The organism is Acinetobacter sp. YH12137 (assembly GCF_013418535.1).
GTDB lineage: Bacteria > Pseudomonadota > Gammaproteobacteria > Pseudomonadales > Moraxellaceae > Acinetobacter.
Genome location: NZ_VPBW01000025.1, coordinates 25,756 through 44,621 on the forward strand (window position 1 = coordinate 25,756; position 18,866 = coordinate 44,621).

12 protein-coding genes are annotated in these 18,866 nt (G+C 45.0%); 6 read left to right on the forward strand and 6 right to left on the reverse strand.

Annotated features, from left to right (window positions below; all coding sequences use genetic code 11):
- The first annotated feature begins 48 nt into the window (after positions 1-48).
- Positions 49-1,470 carry a phosphate--AMP phosphotransferase gene (locus FTU72_RS11775; protein WP_180052876.1) on the forward strand — a complete coding sequence of 474 codons (1,422 nt, stop codon included), beginning with the start codon at positions 49-51 and terminating at the stop codon, positions 1,468-1,470.
- A gap of 48 nt (positions 1,471-1,518) precedes the next feature.
- On the opposite strand, the gene FTU72_RS11780 is transcribed toward FTU72_RS11775, so the two are convergent.
- Positions 1,519-2,022, reverse strand: a complete 504-nt coding sequence (locus tag FTU72_RS11780; protein WP_159123426.1) for a hypothetical protein — start codon at positions 2,020-2,022, stop codon at positions 1,519-1,521.
- Positions 2,023-2,202: 180 nt separating this feature from the next.
- Between FTU72_RS11780 and FTU72_RS11785 the strand changes: the two genes are divergently transcribed.
- The 5 genes from FTU72_RS11785 (at position 2,203) to pnp (ending at position 15,385) form a co-directional block, all read left to right on the forward strand.
- Positions 2,203-5,913, forward strand: a complete 3,711-nt coding sequence (locus FTU72_RS11785) for an exodeoxyribonuclease V subunit gamma (RefSeq protein WP_180052875.1) — start codon at positions 2,203-2,205, stop codon at positions 5,911-5,913.
- Positions 5,913-10,040, forward strand: a complete 4,128-nt coding sequence (locus FTU72_RS11790) for a UvrD-helicase domain-containing protein (RefSeq protein WP_180052874.1) — start codon at positions 5,913-5,915, stop codon at positions 10,038-10,040. The genes FTU72_RS11785 and FTU72_RS11790 overlap by 1 nt, the downstream gene beginning before the upstream one ends.
- A 71-nt stretch (positions 10,041-10,111) precedes the next feature.
- Positions 10,112-11,884, forward strand: a complete 1,773-nt coding sequence (gene recD, locus FTU72_RS11795) for an exodeoxyribonuclease V subunit alpha (protein WP_373685627.1) — start codon at positions 10,112-10,114, stop codon at positions 11,882-11,884.
- Between the two features lie 894 nt (positions 11,885-12,778).
- On the forward strand, positions 12,779-13,048 hold the full coding sequence (gene rpsO / locus FTU72_RS11800; RefSeq protein WP_004637724.1) for a 30S ribosomal protein S15: 270 nt from the start codon (positions 12,779-12,781) through the stop codon (positions 13,046-13,048).
- 249 nt (positions 13,049-13,297) lie between these two features.
- Positions 13,298-15,385 carry a polyribonucleotide nucleotidyltransferase gene (gene pnp / locus FTU72_RS11805; protein ID WP_171505581.1) on the forward strand — a complete coding sequence of 696 codons (2,088 nt, stop codon included), beginning with the start codon at positions 13,298-13,300 and terminating at the stop codon, positions 15,383-15,385.
- Positions 15,386-15,546: 161 nt separating this feature from the next.
- Here pnp and FTU72_RS11810 read toward each other — a convergent pair whose 3' ends face one another.
- The 5 genes from FTU72_RS11810 to FTU72_RS11830 all read right to left on the reverse strand — a co-directional run bounded on the left by FTU72_RS11810 (position 15,547) and on the right by FTU72_RS11830 (position 18,582).
- Complete coding sequence (locus FTU72_RS11810) at positions 15,547-15,810, reverse strand: YdcH family protein (protein WP_004781728.1); 264 nt, start codon at positions 15,808-15,810, stop codon at positions 15,547-15,549.
- Between the two features lie 93 nt (positions 15,811-15,903).
- On the reverse strand, positions 15,904-16,233 hold the full coding sequence (locus FTU72_RS11815; protein ID WP_004781729.1) for a chaperone modulator CbpM: 330 nt from the start codon (positions 16,231-16,233) through the stop codon (positions 15,904-15,906).
- A 511-nt stretch (positions 16,234-16,744) separates the two neighbouring features.
- On the reverse strand, positions 16,745-17,206 hold the full coding sequence (locus FTU72_RS11820) for a DUF2147 domain-containing protein (protein WP_179991984.1): 462 nt from the start codon (positions 17,204-17,206) through the stop codon (positions 16,745-16,747).
- Positions 17,207-17,393: 187 nt separating this feature from the next.
- On the reverse strand, positions 17,394-17,855 hold the full coding sequence (locus tag FTU72_RS11825) for a DUF2147 domain-containing protein (protein ID WP_166134811.1): 462 nt from the start codon (positions 17,853-17,855) through the stop codon (positions 17,394-17,396).
- A 277-nt stretch (positions 17,856-18,132) separates the two neighbouring features.
- Complete coding sequence (locus FTU72_RS11830; RefSeq protein WP_180052873.1) at positions 18,133-18,582, reverse strand: DUF2147 domain-containing protein; 450 nt, start codon at positions 18,580-18,582, stop codon at positions 18,133-18,135.
- Positions 18,583-18,866 lie beyond the last annotated feature (284 nt).

Sequence of the window (18,866 nt, forward strand, 5' to 3'; positions counted from 1 at the left end):
CAGACTCCTCGCTATACTGCCCACAAGAATAAAAGATGAGGGATCTCCATGCGTACAGAAGAACAAAGTTTCCAGTTAATGGATGAAGACCAGTTATCCCTTGCGCTGATCAATGCCCAGTATGATCTGAGAAAAACCCAGGGACAGAAAAATGGCAAAAGCCTGATTGTTCTGGTCAATGGAATCGAGCTGGCAGGTAAGGGCGAAGCAGTCAAACAGTTACGTGAATGGGTAGATCCTCGTTATTTGCAGGTGAAGGCCGATCAGCCGCAAGTATTAGGAGAAAAACAGACCTTCTGGCAACCCTATACACGGTTTATTCCTGCCCAAGGCCAGATCATGGTCTTGTTTGGTAACTGGTACAGCGATCTGCTCAGAACCACCATGCAGACTGGTGCCATTGATGATGCCCAGTTTGATGCCTATCTGGAAGATATGCGTGTCTTTGAGCAGGATCTAAAAAATAACTATGTTGATGTGGTCAAGGTCTGGTTCGACTTACCTTGGAAAACGCTACAAAAACGCCTGGATCAGATGGATCCGAGTGAAATGCAATGGCACAAACTGCATGGGCTGGACTGGCGCGACAAAAAAAAGTACGACACCGTGCAACGTTTGCGAGAGCGGTTTACTAAAGACGAAGACTGGCTGATCATTGACGGGGAAGATGAAAAACAGCGTGACCAGCAGTTTGCACAGTATATTTTGCAGGCGCTAAAACATTGTCCCAATCATCCGGTTCGGGCCAAAGGACGATGGAAACAGGCCAAAATTCCAGAATTATTGCAGCATCCTTCGCAAGAACTTGCCAAGACAGAGGACTATAAGGCGGAACTGAAAAAACTGTCTCCTCAGGTGGCCAAGGCGCTGCGCTCAGACCCACGTAATGTGATTTTGCTGTTTGAAGGGATGGATGCAGCGGGCAAGGGTGGAGCGATCAAGCGGATTGTGAAAAAGCTGGATCCACGTGAATATGAAATCCAGACCATCGGGGCGCCGGAAAAATATGAACTGAATCGTCCTTATTTATGGCGTTTCTGGAACAAGCTGCAAACTGATGATGATATCTGTATTTTTGACCGCTCCTGGTATGGTCGGGTGCTGGTAGAACGGGTAGAAGGCTTTGCCAGCCCGGCAGAATGGCAGCGGGCCTATGATGAAATTAACCGATTTGAACAGAGCCTGATTAACCATCAAACCGTAATTATTAAATTCTGGCTGGCGATTTCCCAGGAAGAGCAGGCGGCCCGTTTCAAGGCGCGTGAAGATACCCCACATAAGCGCTTTAAAATCACTGATGAAGACTGGCGTAATCGGGAACGTTGGGATGATTATTTAGAAGCAGCAGCCGACATGTTTGAACGTACGTCGACAGAACAGGCACCGTGGCACATTATTGCCACTGATGATAAAAACACCGCTCGGGTCGAAATTTTAAAAACAATTTTAAAGCAGCTTCAGGCAGATTAATCTGCCTGAGTTTTGAAAAGTTTGGGGATAAAAAATGGGGCGGGAAATTTATTTGCCTTGAGCAATCTGTTTTTGCTGAATATTTTTTGCTGTGCGATAGCAATCTTCCACATGCGCTTCAGCAATTTTCTTCATGACAAAATAACCGAGGCTCGCGGCTACCAGTTGACCACCGAGTGGAATGAATTTTGTGACTTGCTTTGTGATCACTTTCGCTGCAACATTGTTCAAAGATTTTTTGACTGCTGTACGTGCTACCACCAGACCGGAAAACTCGATTCCGCGTTTACGCAGTTCATTCCAGTGCACCTGTTTGGTTGCAGGATCAAACACACTGATCTGTTCAGGGGCTAGACCAAAGCGGGCATTGATCTCCGGAATCAGTTGCGACAGAATGCCGACATCAATGACCACGTCCAGAAATGGCACCGGAATCACAGCTGCTCCGGCAGAATAATAGGCACGTTTTTTGGTTAGCTCTAAGCACTCGTTGCGAATTCTGTCTAAATCTAAACTTGGATCGATACGATCTGGAATTTTGTCTAATTTCATGGGCATTACCTAAAGCTAGATGTTGTTTTTTTCTGTTCAAACATCAATAAGATGCTTTTTTCAAAGAACTTTTTTGACTGAAGTATGAGTTTTAAAAAGTGACATAGACAGTTCGGTAAGTATAGTAAATAATCTTTATCATTTTGTAGTACTGCTCCATCTCATTTTTCAGGGGAAACGATGGCAATTCATGTTATTCAGAGTCAACGCATTGATGTGCTTTTGGATAGTATGCTGCGTATCGTCAACCAGAGCGCAAAAAATCCCTTGGCCGTGTTACAGCCACGGCATTTTATTGTACCGTCTCCTGCAGTCGAGGCCTGGCTGACCCAAAAAATTGCCGAGAAAAAGGGCATCAGTGCCAATACCCAGTTTCATCATCGGATCCGTGCCTTTCAATGGACCTCTTATCAGTGGGTGCTAAATAATCCAAAAGAAGTTGAACAGGTTCGTGAAGCCAATATTCCCCGAATTATTATTAAATGGCGGGTATTTCAGGCATTACGTAAATGCATTTTGCCTGAGCAGATTCCATTAGAGATCGATCATCCACTGTATTCGATTATCAAACGGATTTATGACAGCGCAGATCGTCTGGAACAGGGCATAGAGAAGCAGCTGAAAAAACAAAGCATGCTGTACTGGGTATCCGAACAGGTCTCGCGCCTGTTTAGCCATTATATGGATTACCGTGGTTATTGCGAGCGGAATTGCCCACCACAGGAATGTCGTTGTCCCACTAACTGGCTGGCGTCCTGGGGGCAGGATATTGCGCTCGATGTTGAGAATATGATCTATATTCCTAAAGATGAAAATGGCCATGAAATTCCGGTGGCAGACTTCGTCAAGATTCAGGCACGCGAACTGGAAGCCTGGCAGCGCTGGTTGTGGCAGCATGTCTTTCAGGATGATTATGCCAAGATTCTGGACATCGAACAGATGTACTGGGAACGTCTGGAAAATGAAGATACTCAGGTACAGGCTTTAAAACGTTTGCCAGAACAGGTCGTGGTCTTTACCTTGCTAGAATTGCCACCGAGTCAGCTGGATTTCTTGCGCCGTCTCGGTCAATACATCGATATTTATATTTTCCACTTTAACCCGTCACAGGAATACTGGGCCGATAGTGTCGATCCAGACTGGAAAGCACGTTATGACCTTGGCGTGCAGGAACGTTTCATCAAGAAATTTGAAAAATCTCAGGGACGTTTGCCGACTGATACCGAAATCCAGCATTTCTTTGCAGCCTTTCAGTTGAACTTTAATGCCGAAGACCGAGAATCGCGTCATCCCTTGCTGACCCGCTTTGGCAAGCAGGCACGTGATCATTTCTCGTTATTGTCCAAACTGTCTTCAGGTGAAGAAGGTCTCTGGGCCGATGCTTTCGTGGATGAATATCAGGATAAGTTACTGGCCAAAATCCAGTCGGATATTTTGTACCTGCTGGAACCGGAAAAACACCAGTATCCGCTCAAACCCGACGATGATTCGGTACAGATTCATGTCTGTCATTCCTCACTGCGCCAGCTGGAAGTCTTAAAAGAACAGATGATTCACTGGCTGGCTCAAGGCACGGAAGATGCCCCACGTCAGCCGAGCGATATTCTGGTGCTGGCCCCGAACCTGAAAGAGCTGGAACCGGCAATTCGGAGTGTCTTTGCACCGCCGCCACGAGAACGGGAAGGCCATAGCCAGCGTCTGCAAAAAGATAATCTGTATTTACCGATTCAGATTGCCGGGGTGTCACGACTCGATGTCAGTAATGCCTGGCGCGCGGTACTGGGCCGGATTCAGCTGGTGCATCGACGTTTCAGTATCGAAGATTTTGCCGACTGGCTCAGTCTGAATGCGACCCAGCAACTATATGCGCTGGACTACGCGCAAGTTGAGCGCATGTTGCAGCTACTGGGCGAAGCGGGCTTTAAACGCGGTCTGGATCAGCAGCATTTACAGCAAAGCCTGACTGCCGTTGATGAAGACTACCGCTTCAGTTTTAAGTTTGCGCTGGATCGGCTGGCACTCGGGCTTGCAGTTCCGGAACATGCCCTGTTTCAGGATACCTTAAGCTATGCTCGGGTCTTGAGTAGTGATTTTCCTCTCATTTCGACTCTGATCCAGATTTATCAGGATCTGGTACAGCGCCGTGACTGGTTGATTTTGCATGAACAGGGCCAACGTACCCCGGTAAAAACTTGGCTGGAATATCTGCGTGAAGACTTGAATGAGTTCCGTGAAGCCGGGGTTGAGTCCTTAAAGACGGTCGCAGAAATCATTGACAAGCAGATGCGGATGCTGACGTTGGCCGATTACCATGATCAGGATGATCCGCAGGCCAGCCAGGAGCTGGTCGCCTTAAGCCTTCCTTTGCCTTATGTGCTGGAAGAAATTCAGAATACACTGGAGATGCAGCTGGATCAGGCCGAGCCGACCGGACAGATTACCTTTAGTCAAATCGGCCAGATCCGTCCGTTGCCATATAAACTGGTGGTGATGCTGAATCTAGATACCGGTAAATTTCCGAGCCGGAATCAGCAGGTGCCATTTGACCTGATGAACAGTCTGAAGCCGCAACTAGGGGATCGTTCCCGTCTGGATGATGACCAAGGTGCTTTTCTGGATGCATTGCTATTGGCGCAGGACAATTTATGGCTGTTCTATAATGGCTTTGATGTTGATGATGGTGAAGCGCGTGATCCATCCACTTCATTGCAGGAACTGATCCAGCATATTGCCCTGATCTGCCAGTCAGACCAGCCCGATGCTGAAGTCGATGAAACGGTTGAAATCAATGGTTTGAGTATTGCCAAGCATATCCGTCAACTCTATCATGTACATCCATTACAGCCGTTCGATCCAATTGGTTACGTTGAATCTCATACCCCACGTTATCAGACCCAGTGGTTTGCTGTAGCAGAATATATTCGCAGTGCAGAGGGCAAGCGCAGCAGCTGGATCAATGCCCATTATCCGGCCTTGATGCAGAAAGAAATCCGGGTGCTGAAAGGGGATGAGTGGATTCGTGACATGATTTTCCCGGCACGTCTATTCCTGAAAAGTATCGGTGTTTCCAGTGTGAGATATGCCGATCTGCCAAGTTCACGAGAACCCTTATTGCTGAATAAACTGGAACAGTATCAGGTCCGTGATTTCCTATTACAACAGGATCAAGAGATTGAGCCACAGCTGATGCTGGACCGCTTGCCGGTCGGAAAAACTCAGGAAGCGACCTGGCTCAGCAGTCAGCAGGAACAGCAATCGCTAAAAGAACGTTTATTGCAGCTGAATAAAGAGCTGACACCTGTAACGCAGCAAACTTGGCAATATAACCCTGAATTGCTGATTCATATTACCTTGCCGCAAGTGCCGCACAGCAGTTACTGGCTGAGTATGCAGTCTTCCTCCGCTTCGGAAAAACGTCGGGCACAGGTCTGGCTGGAATATCTGCTCTGGCTGGCCTATCTGAACAATGATGAACTGTCTCCGCAGCTGGAACGGATTGTCATTTTCAGTAATAAAACCCTGAAGTTCTCCGGGCTGCGTTCTAGTCAGGCACGTCATCATTTACAGGCTTGGTTGAAAGCCTGGGAAATCGGACAGACCCAGCCGCTGGTATTGCCTGCCGAATTGCTGATGAAAAAGGCCTGGGAATGGACCGAAAATGAACAGGGACAGATCACCATTGCCGAGATGCAGGAACTGCTAAAGGCCTGGAACAACAGCTATGAAAGTGCCAAGCCTTTGGCCAGCGATGAATCCAGCCAGTTGCATCAGGACTGGCAGTTTATTTTGCAGGATCAGGACCCGGATCTGGCCTTGCAACGCTGTTGCCATGATTTTGCCCATGCGTTATATGCACCGATTCATGAACATCTGGAATGGATAAAAGAATAATGACCATGTTACCCAACCAGAACAAAAAGATTTCAACCAATCCGATTCAGGACATGCGCTTTAGCGGCCTGCACTGGATTGAAGCTTCCGCGGGGACCGGTAAAACCTATACCTTATCCAGTTTGATGGTACGGATTTTTCTGGATCAGTATTATCCGCATCAGGTGATTGCCACAACCTTTACCCGTAAAGCCACAGCTGAACTGAAAAACCGGGTACGTCTCAGAGTCGAGGAAACGCTAGCCTTCATTCAGCGTCATCAGGAGCTGAATTCGGTCGAAATCACCGCCAAAATCCAGGCTGAATCGGATCCGCTGTTCCAGCAGGTGTTGAAAGATTATGGCTCACGCATGGACTATGCCCGGCGCCGTCTACGTCTGGTTCTGAACCAGCTGGATGAGCTGTTTGTCGGAACACTGGACAGCTTTAGCCAGAAATTATTGCGTGAATTTGCCTTTGAAAGCGGCAAGATTGAACGGGCCGAACTGACTGAAGATCAGGACCTGTATATCCAGCAGCTGATTCATGATGTGCTACGAGAATGGATCCAGCAGCAGCCGCAGTATATGGTCAATCATCTATATCTGCAAAACCTGTTGAAACCAGTAGAACACTATACTGGACTAGTTCGTGATGCTCTAAATTTCCGTGTGCAATACTTTCAGAAGGTAGAAAACGTCGAATTGGATCTGGCTGAACTAGAGCACTGCATTCAGCGCCTGTTCGATGTACATGAACATGAAATTGAGATCATTCGGGAGTATTGCCAGAATTCTCCGAAGTATTTTCATAAGAGTTTTTTGACCAGATTAAGTGATGTCTGTGAAAACTTTATGACCTGGATGGCGGCACTGAAAACCAAAGGTGTGATGAGCTTTTTTGATCCAGAACTGCATGCGATCTTATTGAATCTGTGTTATTTGCGCCGCAAGAAAACCGATTTTCAACCGGTCTCAATGAAGCAAGTATTTAACAAAAGCTGTCCGGAAGCAGAGCAGCAGCAGATTCTGCAACATAGCCTGATTCAGGCCATTGATGGATTGTGTGAAGTCAAAGAGAAGATGGATGCACAGTTGAAGCAGCTGACCACCTATCTGGAATATCATATTATTCGTAGTGTGCAGAACCGTCTGCCGCAAACCTTGCAAAAACAGGGTGAAACCACATTTTCCCAACAGATTCGAACCTTGGCTGAAGCTTTACAGGGACAGCAAGGTCAACGCTTTGCCCAGTTTGTACAGGCACGCTATCCACTCATTCTGGTGGATGAATTTCAGGATACCAACCAGGATCAGGATGATCTGCTGGCTAAAATCTGGCGTGATCCGAACCGGGTCAAAGCCGGCTGTATGATCATGGTGGGCGATCCGAAACAGGCGATTTACGGTTTCCGTGGCGGCGACATGCTGACCTATAACAAGGCGCGTGCCGATGTGCTGCAAAAGCAGGGCCGTGAATATACTCTGATCCAGAACCATCGCTCGGTAAAGCCTTTAGTCGAGGTGGTGGACGCGTTGTTTCAACGCCAGATGGATTTTGGTGAACAGGTGCATTACACCCTGATTCAGGCGGGGAGCCGGCCACATCCGGATTTAATCGATAAAACGCTGAGCAATCCGCATCCACTGCGCTGGATTCAGCTCGGTGAACAGGACGTTGAAGCCGATCAGGTGGTCTGGAAAATCCGCCAGTTATTGAATCAGTCTGAACAGCAGCAACTGTATTTCCAGCAGGGTGACAACGTTCAGCACTTAAAAGCGGATGATATTGCAGTTCTCAGTTTTGGCCATTATGCGCTGGAACAGGTCAAGCAGCGTCTGCAACGCATGGGGATTCCCTGTTATAAGGAATCCAAGCAGAGCGTCTTTGCCAGTCCGGTGGCTCAGGATGTTGCAGCTGTTCTGACCGCGATCATGGAGCCTTTTAATGAAGCCAAAGTCAAACGTGCCTTATTGACCCGTTTATTGGGCTTTAACCTGAAAAAGCTAATCGAACTGCAAGAGCAGAGCGAAGGTCTGAGCCGTTATATTGCAGACTTTGATGCCATCCGGGAAATGTGGTTTGAAAAAGGGTTTCTGACGGCCTGGAATTATGCCTTAAACCTGTTTCAGGTCTGGACCAATCTGGTTGCAAGCCAGAGTCTGGACAATGAACGGGTGGTGGTGAATTTACGTCACCTGACCGAGATTCTGTGCCAGCAAAGTGAATATTATCAGGGTGCTCAAAAGCTGTATCACTGGTATCTGCGTCAGTTGCAATCACCTTCCGGCAAGGACAATGAAAAAGAGCGCAAACTCTCCGGCGATCATGGGGTGCAACTGCTGACCATCCATGCTTCCAAGGGACTGGAATTCAAAGTCGTGTTCCTGTTGGGTGCCGATGCGCCTTTTGATGTAAATAAGGGGAATCTGAACTTTTCCCTGTCAGCTGCGGAAAATGTACTGGAACAATCCCGGGTAATTGCAGTTAATCATAAGGACTTGCATGAGCAGGCGATTTTGCAAAATGCGGCCCGGAATGCCGCAGAAAATCACCGGCTTTGGTATGTGGCACTGACCCGGGCCAGTCACCGGGTTTATGCCATGCTGCAAGATCAGAGCGGACAAGCGGATTCAGGTCTGGCGTTCTGGCGTGGACAAGGTGAGGCGGCCTTTCAGCATGCCCTAAGTCTGCTTGAACCACCTCTGGCTTCTGAGCCGCCTAGAATTGTGGCACAACAGACAGAAGCACCGTTACAGATGCAGGCTCATCCTTTACCAGAGCGACAGTTCTATCCGCGGACCAAAACCAGTTTTACTGCACTGTCACAGCATCTCCCGCATCAGGCAATATTGCAGGATGATCTGGTCATCGCTTCTGAACGTCCGGACAGTGCCGCAGATGAAATGAATCTACTGGAACTGGAACAGCAGATAGCCAGTCAGCCACTGGACTGGATCAGGCTGAATTTTCCAAAAGGCACGGTAGCCGGAACCTTCCTGCACAGTATTTTTGAGCATATCGATTTTCAGGATCGCAGTTACTGGAATCTGGAAATCCGTCGTCGTTTTAAAAATACGGCGCCACAAATCTGGCAGGAACTAAAAGAGAAATTTCATCAGGCCTTTCATATTCGTCCATTGTTACAGCAGGCATTTACCCCGGGCTATCAGACGGCCTGTGTGAATTTACAGACCCTGTTCAGTCAGGTGGCCCGACAAGGTCAAATGCAGCCGGAAAAATTGCAGCAGAGTATGCAAAAAGTACTCTCCAGCCTGAATTATAAAATCCTGACCGGAATTCGCCTGCATGATCAGAGTGAAGCTTATCGTCAGGAATGGCAGCAGTTTTTCCGTTCCGCTCAAACATTCGATCACTCTGAATGGTTGAACTTCTTAGGGCAGTTTCAGCGCTATTTTACAGAACTGGATGATGAACCTTTTATCCTGTTTTTCGAACAGGAAATGGCGCAGATGACGCCTGCTGAGGCAGCAGCAGCACAACTGGATGTAGAAGCCGTTTTTCAGCAGGCATTCGATCATTTCATTGATGAGATGATTGAAGATCTTCTGCTCAATCGGGTTCATGACTGGCTCAAAGAAATTCTGGCTGCACCCCTACAGGCAGAGTTCAGCCTGGAGCAGTTGCAGCAAGGTACTTATTTGTCTGAATTCCCGTTTTACCTGTCTTTAACCGATGCGCCCTTACAGATTCGTCAGATCCAGCAACTGTTTGCCGAGCATGATATTCTCATGCCTGATTTTAATGAGGCAAAATCAGCACGCTATCTGACCGGTTCTATCGATTTGGTTTATTTTGATGGCCAGCGTTATCATATTGCCGATTATAAAAGCAATTTTCTCGGGCCGGATCAGCAGCATTACACGGCCGAGGCCATCCAGCAGAATATGACCCACTCCAGTTACTGGCTGCAAGCGGCCTTATATCTGGTGGCATTGCATCGTTATCTAAGCGTGAACATGCAGGGATATGACATGCAGCAGCATCTGGGTGGGGCGACTTATCTGTATTTGCGCGGTATGAATGGTCAGGCTGAACAAGGCGCTTATCACTGGCAGCCTGGTCTGGAATTTATTCTGAAACTGGATGAAATTCTGGGCTATTTTGAGCAGAAAAAATCAGCATAATTTTGATGATTTATAAAATTTTAAGAGTTTAAACAGAAGATTATCCTGTGGATAACTTTGAGGATAACTGTGTGGAAAATGAGCAAATTCACGTGTCTCAGCAATCAGCCCATTTAATGGCCTGGATTGACTATTTATGTCAGCCACCATTTAGTTCGGCGACCTTTGATGCTGCCGCAAAATTGCTGATTCAGCAGCTCCTTGAAGCGATGCAGGAGGGCAATAGTTGTATTCCGGCCAGTGCTGAGCAAAAAGCTCTATTGCATCATTTGGTATTGGATCGTAGCCAGCAGGCTCAAGGCATTGCACCTTTTATTTTTGAAAACCAGCAATTGTATTTATACCGCTACTGGCAGCTGGAACAAGCGGTCGCCACACAGATCGCCCGGATCAAGTCACAAGCCATCACGCCAGTAAATTTAAGTGAGCGTGATCGTAACCTCCTGACAGATCCACAGCAAAAGCAAGCGCTGGAAATGGTCGCCAAGCAGGGACTGAATATTATTACCGGTGGGCCAGGAACTGGTAAAACCTACACCTTGGCACATATGATTGCTGTACTACATGAAGCCTTGCCTAATATCCGGATTGCGATGGCCGCTCCGACGGGTAAAGCTGCGCAGCGAATGCAAGAAGCCTTGCAGAAAGCTTTACATAGTGAAAAGTTACAAGCTTTTGAACTGGAGGCTTTAAAGCAGGTTCAACCCGTTACTTTGCACCGCTTACTGGGCTTGGGGCGGTTGGGACGCCCACGGTTTCATGCCAAGCAGCCTTTACCCTATGATGTGATCGTGGTTGATGAAGCATCCATGTTGGACTTAAGCCTGTCGCAGATGCTCCTTGCTGCAGTGCCAGATTCAGCCCGCTTAATTCTATTAGGCGATGCAGACCAGCTGGCCTCGGTGGATGTCGGCACTGTACTGGCAGATTTACAGCAGACTTCTGTTCTGGCAGATAATCGGGTCAATTTAATCACGACACGCCGTTTTGCTTCAGGCGCCCGGATTGGTGCGATGGCGCACTTTATCCAGCAGGAACATGTTCTAGCATCGGTTTTAAACCAGTTTGAACAACAAGTGGTTGCTGCGAGTGAGCTGCAAGCAATTGCACTGGATCAGGTAGAGATTGACCAGTTGCAACTGCAATATCTGCCAGAAATAAACCCAACTACAGGTCTACAGTTAGACCCATATTATGATCAACTGATGTATGGCTATCAGGCTTATGCAGACGCGATCAAGCTGGCTCAGGATCAGGCTGATTTTGATCAATATGTGCAGCAGGCAATTCAGTACTTTGATGATTACCGGATTCTCACCGCAATCCGGCATGGTGATCTGGGCTTGAATAAAATCAATCAGCAGATTGAACAGCGTTTTCTGGCCAGTGTAGGCAAGTTAAAACAGGGCGACTGGTATACCGGTCGACCAGTGATGATGACTTATAACGATTATCAGCTGGGTCTGTCCAATGGTGATATTGGCATCTGTTTCTGGAGAGAACAAGAAGGACAGTCACAATTTGAAGTGTATTTCCCGAGCTTAGAAAAATGGGTGCTGGCGACCCGCTTACCGAAAAGTATCGAAACGGCATTTGCTTTGACGATTCATAAATCGCAAGGTTCAGAATTTACTCATACTGCTGTAGTACTCGATCAACAGGCCAAAAATTTGCTGAGTAAGGAACTGATTTATACAGCGATTACCCGGGCCAAAAAAGTTGTGAGCTTACTGGTAGATCGCGACGCGTTTACACAAGCGCTATGCGTCAGAACCACACGAAAGAGTGGCTTAAGCGAAAAAATACTTGAACAATGCAACAATCTATTGGCAAAAAATAAATAACTGTTGTAGGTAAATGCTTACATGGATTCAGGAAATTGGCGCATGGAGCTTTTACTCGGTTTTTGAGAAGATTGGTCACACAAAAGAACTCAACACGGAAAGTTGGGTATAAATCGCATAATAAGAACAAGAATGTCACCAGACAGCGAACTTACAGTGAAGTAAGTGAAAGAGGAAACTTACAGCCGCTAAGCCTTGTAGTTTTGGGAGAGACTACAAGGCTTTTTTATATCTGCCGTTAATGGAATTTTGCCGTAATCTTATAGTTCAATTAAGTTGGCAGAATAAGTAAATTTAAGTAAATAGTGTAATTAAAAGATATATAAGTGTAATATTTTGCAAATTTCGATGACAATTTTGTACGCAATGGCTTACAGCGAGTGAGGATAAATGCCTCTATGAGCATTTCGACAATATGGCAAAATCTACCACACAAGGAAGTTATTTTTAGTCAGGAAGATTTGAAAATAATAAAGCGTAAAACGCACTAAAAAAAACAATAAATAAAAAATGATAATAGAAGAAACTACAGCGCGAAAAAGCCCGAGTTTACTCGGGCTTTTTTTTATCATTTATTTCTAAGCGCGACCAGAAATATTTTAAATATAAAAAGATCAGTTAATTTCTGCAGTTATCTAAACAGCTATTCGTAAGCCAGATCAAGTCCAATTCCTGAAATTATGTGTAAATTGAACCATATGGGATTTCTTCATATCAGTAAATAAGCAAAGACATCTGGCAGCTAAAACTATCAAAATTCATGATCTATTTTTGCAATCTGACGCAATTTCCCTTAAAATATGCAACTTGCTGTAGTGATGCACGGCAGTCAATGTATTGAATTCTCATTACTTTGATTTTTATCAAGATATATAAGCATCTCGGAGAAATCGAATGGCTTTAACAAACGCAGATCGCGCAGAGATCATTGCTAAATTCGCTCGCGCTGAAAACGACACTGGTTCACCAGAAGTTCAAGTAGCTCTTTTAACTGCTCAAATCAATGACTTACAAGGTCACTTCAAAGAGCACAAACACGACCATCATAGCCGTCGCGGTCTGATCCGTATGGTTAACCAACGTCGTAAGCTTCTTGACTACCTAAATGGTAAAGACCACGGTCGTTATGTTGCATTGATCGGTGCTTTAGGTTTACGTCGTTAATTCGATTTAAACTTTATTTTCGGGTTTATCGCATGCCTTATGCTTTATTGCTGAAAACTAAAGTCGGTTTAGCCTTTGGCTAGATCAGGGGAAGGGGCGAATGTTCGCTCCTTCTTTGTGTTTAAAAATAGTGTTTATTTCTGGTGAGGTCGGCTTCTAAGCTTTGTCATTTACCCGTCCATTTGGATGTGAATGCCAAACCTTAGGGGTCTCCACTAGAATAAAATCAGGAAAAAATAAAACATGTCGATGTTTAATATTGTTCGTAAAGAATTCCAATTTGGCCAACATCAGGTTGTCCTAGAAACAGGTCGTGTTGCGCGTCAGGCCAATACCGTATTGATTACTATGGGCGGCGTAACTGTATTAGTTGCTGTTGTTGCTCAACCAACTGCTAAAGCAGGTCAAGACTTTTTCCCACTGACTGTTAACTATCAAGAAAAACAATACGCAGCTGGCCGTATTCCTGGTGGTTACGGTAAACGTGAAGGCCGTGCATCTGAAGCTGAAACGCTGATTTCACGTCTGATCGACCGTCCAATTCGTCCATTGTTCCCAGAAGGTTACTATAACGAAATCCAGGTGACTGCGACTGTTGTATCTTCTGACAAGACTATGGAAGCTGACATTGCAGCAATGCTGGGTACTTCTGCAGCACTTGCGATTGCAGGTACACCATTCCGTGGTCCAATCGGTGCGGCACGTGTGGGTCTGATCAACGGTGAATACGTTCTAAACCCAAGCTTTGAACAATTGAAAGAAAGTGATCTTGATCTTGTCGTTGCAGGTACGGAATCTGCAGTACTGATGGTTGAATCAGAAGCGAAAGAACTTTCAGAAGACCAAATGCTGGGTGCAGTATTGTTCGGTCATGATGAAATGCAAATCGCGATCCAAGCAATCAAAGAATTCGCGACCGCAGCTGGTGCGAAAGAATCAACTTGGGTTGCTCCTGAGAAAAACGAAGACCTTCGTGCAAAACTGAAAGAAGCATTCGAAGCGAAAATCTCTGAAGCATATACCATTGCGGTGAAACAAGACCGTTATGCAGCACTTGATGCACTTCAAGCAGAAGCGCTCGCTCAGTTCGTTCCAGAAGGTGACGAAACTGGTCTTGCTGATGACGTAAACGAATTATTTGAAGATCTTAAATACCGTACCGTACGTGACAACATCTTGTCTGGTAAACCGCGTATTGACGGTCGTGATACTAAAACTGTTCGTGCCCTTGATGTACAGGTTGGCGTATTAGACCGTGCTCACGGTTCTGCATTATTCACACGTGGTGAAACTCAGGCATTGGTCACTACTACTCTGGGTAATACTCGTGATGCGTTGATGGTAGATACCTTGGCTGGTACTAAAACTGACAACTTCATGCTTCACTACAACTTCCCTGCATATTCTGTAGGTGAAACAGGTCGTGAGTCTGGTCCTAAACGTCGTGAAATCGGTCATGGCCGTCTGGCTCGTCGTGGTGTTCAAGCCGTGCTTCCAGCAGCTGACCGCTTCCCGTACGTGATCCGTATCGTATCTGACATCACTGAATCTAATGGTTCATCTTCAATGGCGTCTGTATGTGGTGCTTCTCTATCATTGATGGATGCCGGTGTTCCACTTAAAGCACCAGTTGCGGGTATTGCAATGGGTCTAGTGAAAGAGGGCGAACGTTTCGCAGTACTTTCTGACATCCTGGGTGATGAAGACCATCTTGGTGATATGGACTTTAAAGTAGCGGGTTCTGCTAACGGTATTACTGCGCTGCAAATGGACATCAAGATCGAAGGTATTACTGAAGAGATCATGGAAGTTGCATTGAACCAGGCTTATGCAGGTCGTATGCACATCCTGAACGCGATGAATCAAGTAATTTCACGTGCTCGTCCAGAAATTTCTATGCACGCGCCGACTTTCCAAGTGATCAACATCAACCCTGACAAGATCCGTGACGTGATTGGTAAGGGTGGTGCAACGATTCGTCAAATCACTGAAGAAACTAAAGCTGCGATTGACATCGAAGATAACGGTACAGTACGCGTATTTGGTGAAACTAAAGCTGCTGCACAGGCTGCGATTGCAAAAATCCAGGCACTGACTGCTGAAGTTGAGCCAGGCACAATCTACACAGGTAAAGTGATTCGTATCGTTGAATTCGGTGCATTCGTGAACATCCTGCCAGGTACTGACGGTCTGCTTCATATTTCTCAAATCTCTAACGAACGTATTGCCAACGTGGCTGACGTATTGAAAGAAGGTCAGGAAGTGAAAGTACAGGTTGCTGACGTTGACAACCGTGGTCGTATTAAATTGACCATGAAAGACATCGAACAAGCATAATTCGATTACTTTTAAGTCTGAAAAAGCCTGCATCATGCGGGCTTTTTTATTTGGACAGATTCTTTATTTAAGAACCGAAATCATTTAATAATCACATTGTAGATAAAACGGATGATTAAACCTTATATTGAAACATTCTTGGTTGAGAAAGCTGTTCCTATTCAGGTAAGCGGATCGGCTTCAGAGTTTTTCAGCATGCGATAAATCTCGTCTTTCAGTTTTAGTTTTTTGCGTTTAATCGCATCGATATCATCATTGATATGATTGACTGGATCGAGTTCAAGCTGGCTAATCTGTTTGTCCAATTCACTATGTTCCTCAAACAGTCGGGCAAAGTACGGATTTTCCTCACGTAATTGCACAATTAAATCACGGTATTCTGGGAACATATATTTGATCTTTTTATTGCAGTCTTTGGTTTTCATAGGGATATTTATCACTCAAAAAATAAAAGAAAAAAGCAAAATATGCCCTAGTCCGCATTGATCTAACTCAAGCAGACCGGACATTAAAACGCATTACTTGAAATGCAGATGTTTCACCTCACGACGTAATTCCTGCACTTCATCAATGAGATCCAGCATCATGGCAACGGCACTAAAGGAAGCATCAAAATCACGCTGCAAACGGTAAGCCCGTTGTGCTCGAGTAATATCTTCCCCGAGGAAGGTACCAGGATGCGTTTTAGAACGGTTCGGCAAAATTCCATGTTCAATGAGTTGCATCACCCATTCCGGACTTTGGCCACATGCTTCAGAAAAGTGGAACAAATCAAAGGTACGATCATCCATGATTTCAGAGGGGATATAACCGTTGGAAAAGTTTTCTCTATATTGAATTGTAGTCATAGCTCTACTCCTTAAACAGCCAGGCTTGAGACATTCAGAAAGGAAGGTCGTCCTGAAGTAGGGGAATGCCATAATATTTTATGGCCGCTGCGCTGTGCCCTAACGGTATGGGATGCTAGTTGAACCAGCATCCTGCCTAGAAGAGGAACTCCTATCCTATGGAAATCCTGCTTGAACCTGAACAGCTCAGTCTGAGCAGGGAAACAAAGATCTAGGCGGGCATCTGTTTTTATAGTTTTATCTGTCATTTGCAAACCATCCGCTGTTTGCAACACACATTTACCCATGCCTATGAATTGAGGAATACATGTCGCATGAATACTCCGTTTCAGAGTCCTTAGCAGATTGAATTGCAGCTGAAGATAGATCATTGTGTGAATAAAAAATAACCGTCTTCAATTCATTATTATGAGTTTGCGCTAAGGGAAACAGTTTTTATTTGTACTTAATTGTTTCAAATCATAACCATTAAAAAAGCCCCTGAAACAGGGGCATGGAAAACTGACAAAAATTAGTATTTTATCCAGGTAACACTGCGTCCGATAACCGAAACGCCTACGTAACCACGCAGGGTCAGGCGTTTGCCATTGGCGCTTAAACGTGCTTTACCTTTGTAAACTTTACCGCTGATTGGATCAAGTATCTTGCCATCATGGAATTCGTGAGGTTTTTTGGGGTCTGCCTTAAAATCCCAGATAAATGGCAAGCCAATAAATGGTTTATTCTTAAGCTGTCCTGGACATTTGCTACAGATTCCCAGTTTTTCTGCACCTGGCAGGCTACGGGTTTCTACGATAATTCCCTCATAGCTGCCATCTGGTTTTTTACGGATTTCGACATCAGCACGAGAATAACCGGATTGATCATCGATAGTCTTCCATTTCCCCAGTAGTGGATCTTCAGAAGCAAAGCTTAAACCTGCTGCTGTTGCCAATGTGATCCCCATCATTAAGCGACTTAAAATTTTCTTCATAACATGCCTGTTGATCAATGATTATTCGTATTAGATTTATTACTCTAATTTATTCATAAAATGTAACGAAATCAATAGCACAAAATGTGATGAGATTGGCATAAAATTAATGAATTCATGTGAATTATCACATGACCTAAAATAAAAAAGCTCCTAAGGAGCTTTTATTAATACTCTGAATTCGAAACTAGTTTTTAATCCAGGTCATATTGCGTCCGACCGGTGCACCTTCAGCACGACTATGAATGGCAAGATGCCTGCCATTATTTTTCAGGCGGGCACGGGCCTGATAAAGCTGTCCAGAAACCGGGTCGAGCAGAGTGCCGTTAATAAATTCATTGCTATGGTCGGGATGACTGCTCAGTCCCTTAAGCATTGTTAGTCCAATGAGCGGCTGATCCTTTAATGCGCCTTTACATAGAGTGCAAGTTTGCTGTCGAGCTGCCCCAGGAATCTCACGAACATGCACAATTTTGGCAATATAGCGATCCTGAGCATCTTTACTAATCACCACATCTGCCAGGGAATAACCAGTACGGTCATCAATGGTTTTCCAGTGGCCAAGTAATGGGTCACTGTTGGCGAACGCGGATAGACTGATGGTACTTGCTGCTGTAAGAATGATAGAACAAAGCAGTTTGAATCTCATTGCCACATTACCCCATGCTATTGAAAATATATTTAACTTCTTAAAGGCATAAAAAAATTATGGGATTAATATAGCGTGAAAAATACACTAAATACCAGTCAATAATCACATTAAATTAAGAAAAATGAATATGAGTTAAAAATTACGTTCATTCAGCATGATGAGAATGAGTAAGTATTTACGTGATAAGGAATGGGATAAAGATAATGATTTTAAGCTGTCCAAGCCTTTGATCTGGCCAGACAGCTTGCAGATGAGAATTTATAAAAAATGAGATTTATTCGACTTTCACCCAGGATACTGTTCGTCCGAGCATGGGTGTACCTACATAGCCACGAAGCGTCAGTACATTACCTCGGGAATTCAGAGTTGCCTTGCTTTTATAGACATTACCGGTTAGTGGATCGAGAATTGAACCATTAACGAATTCATTTTTCTTTTCTGGATTTGGTTTTAGACCTGATAAGACAGATAGACCCAGAATAGGCACGTCTTTCAGTGCGCCTTTACATTTAGAACAGTGGGTATGTGCAGGACGATTTGGAATGGCATGGATACGAACAACTTTACCCTGATAAGTACCATTATTGAGTTTACTGATTTCAACATCAGCACGTGCATAGCCCGTTTTGTCATCAATGGCTTTCCATGTCCCCGTGATTTCGGCTGCATAGCTGAAGCTCTGCGCAGCACATAACATCACACCCATTAAATATCGAAATTTCATTTAAAATCTTCCACTTATTTTTTTTGATTTTTTTACTTTGAAAATACCGTTGATCTTCTGATTCTATCGGTGTGCAAATTTTAATCATGAGGCAAGCTTGAAATTAAGTACATTTGTCTTTTTTTTATGAGGAATTTTGGTCAATATTTTATGAAAATGTCTTGTCCTGAAATAGATTGACAGTATTCCACTTCAAACCGAGTTAAGCAATTAGCTCGGTTTTAGTTTGCTCATACGTCTGATTCGGGGTGTTCATATTTAAACTTAAATGTGGTCTATAGCAA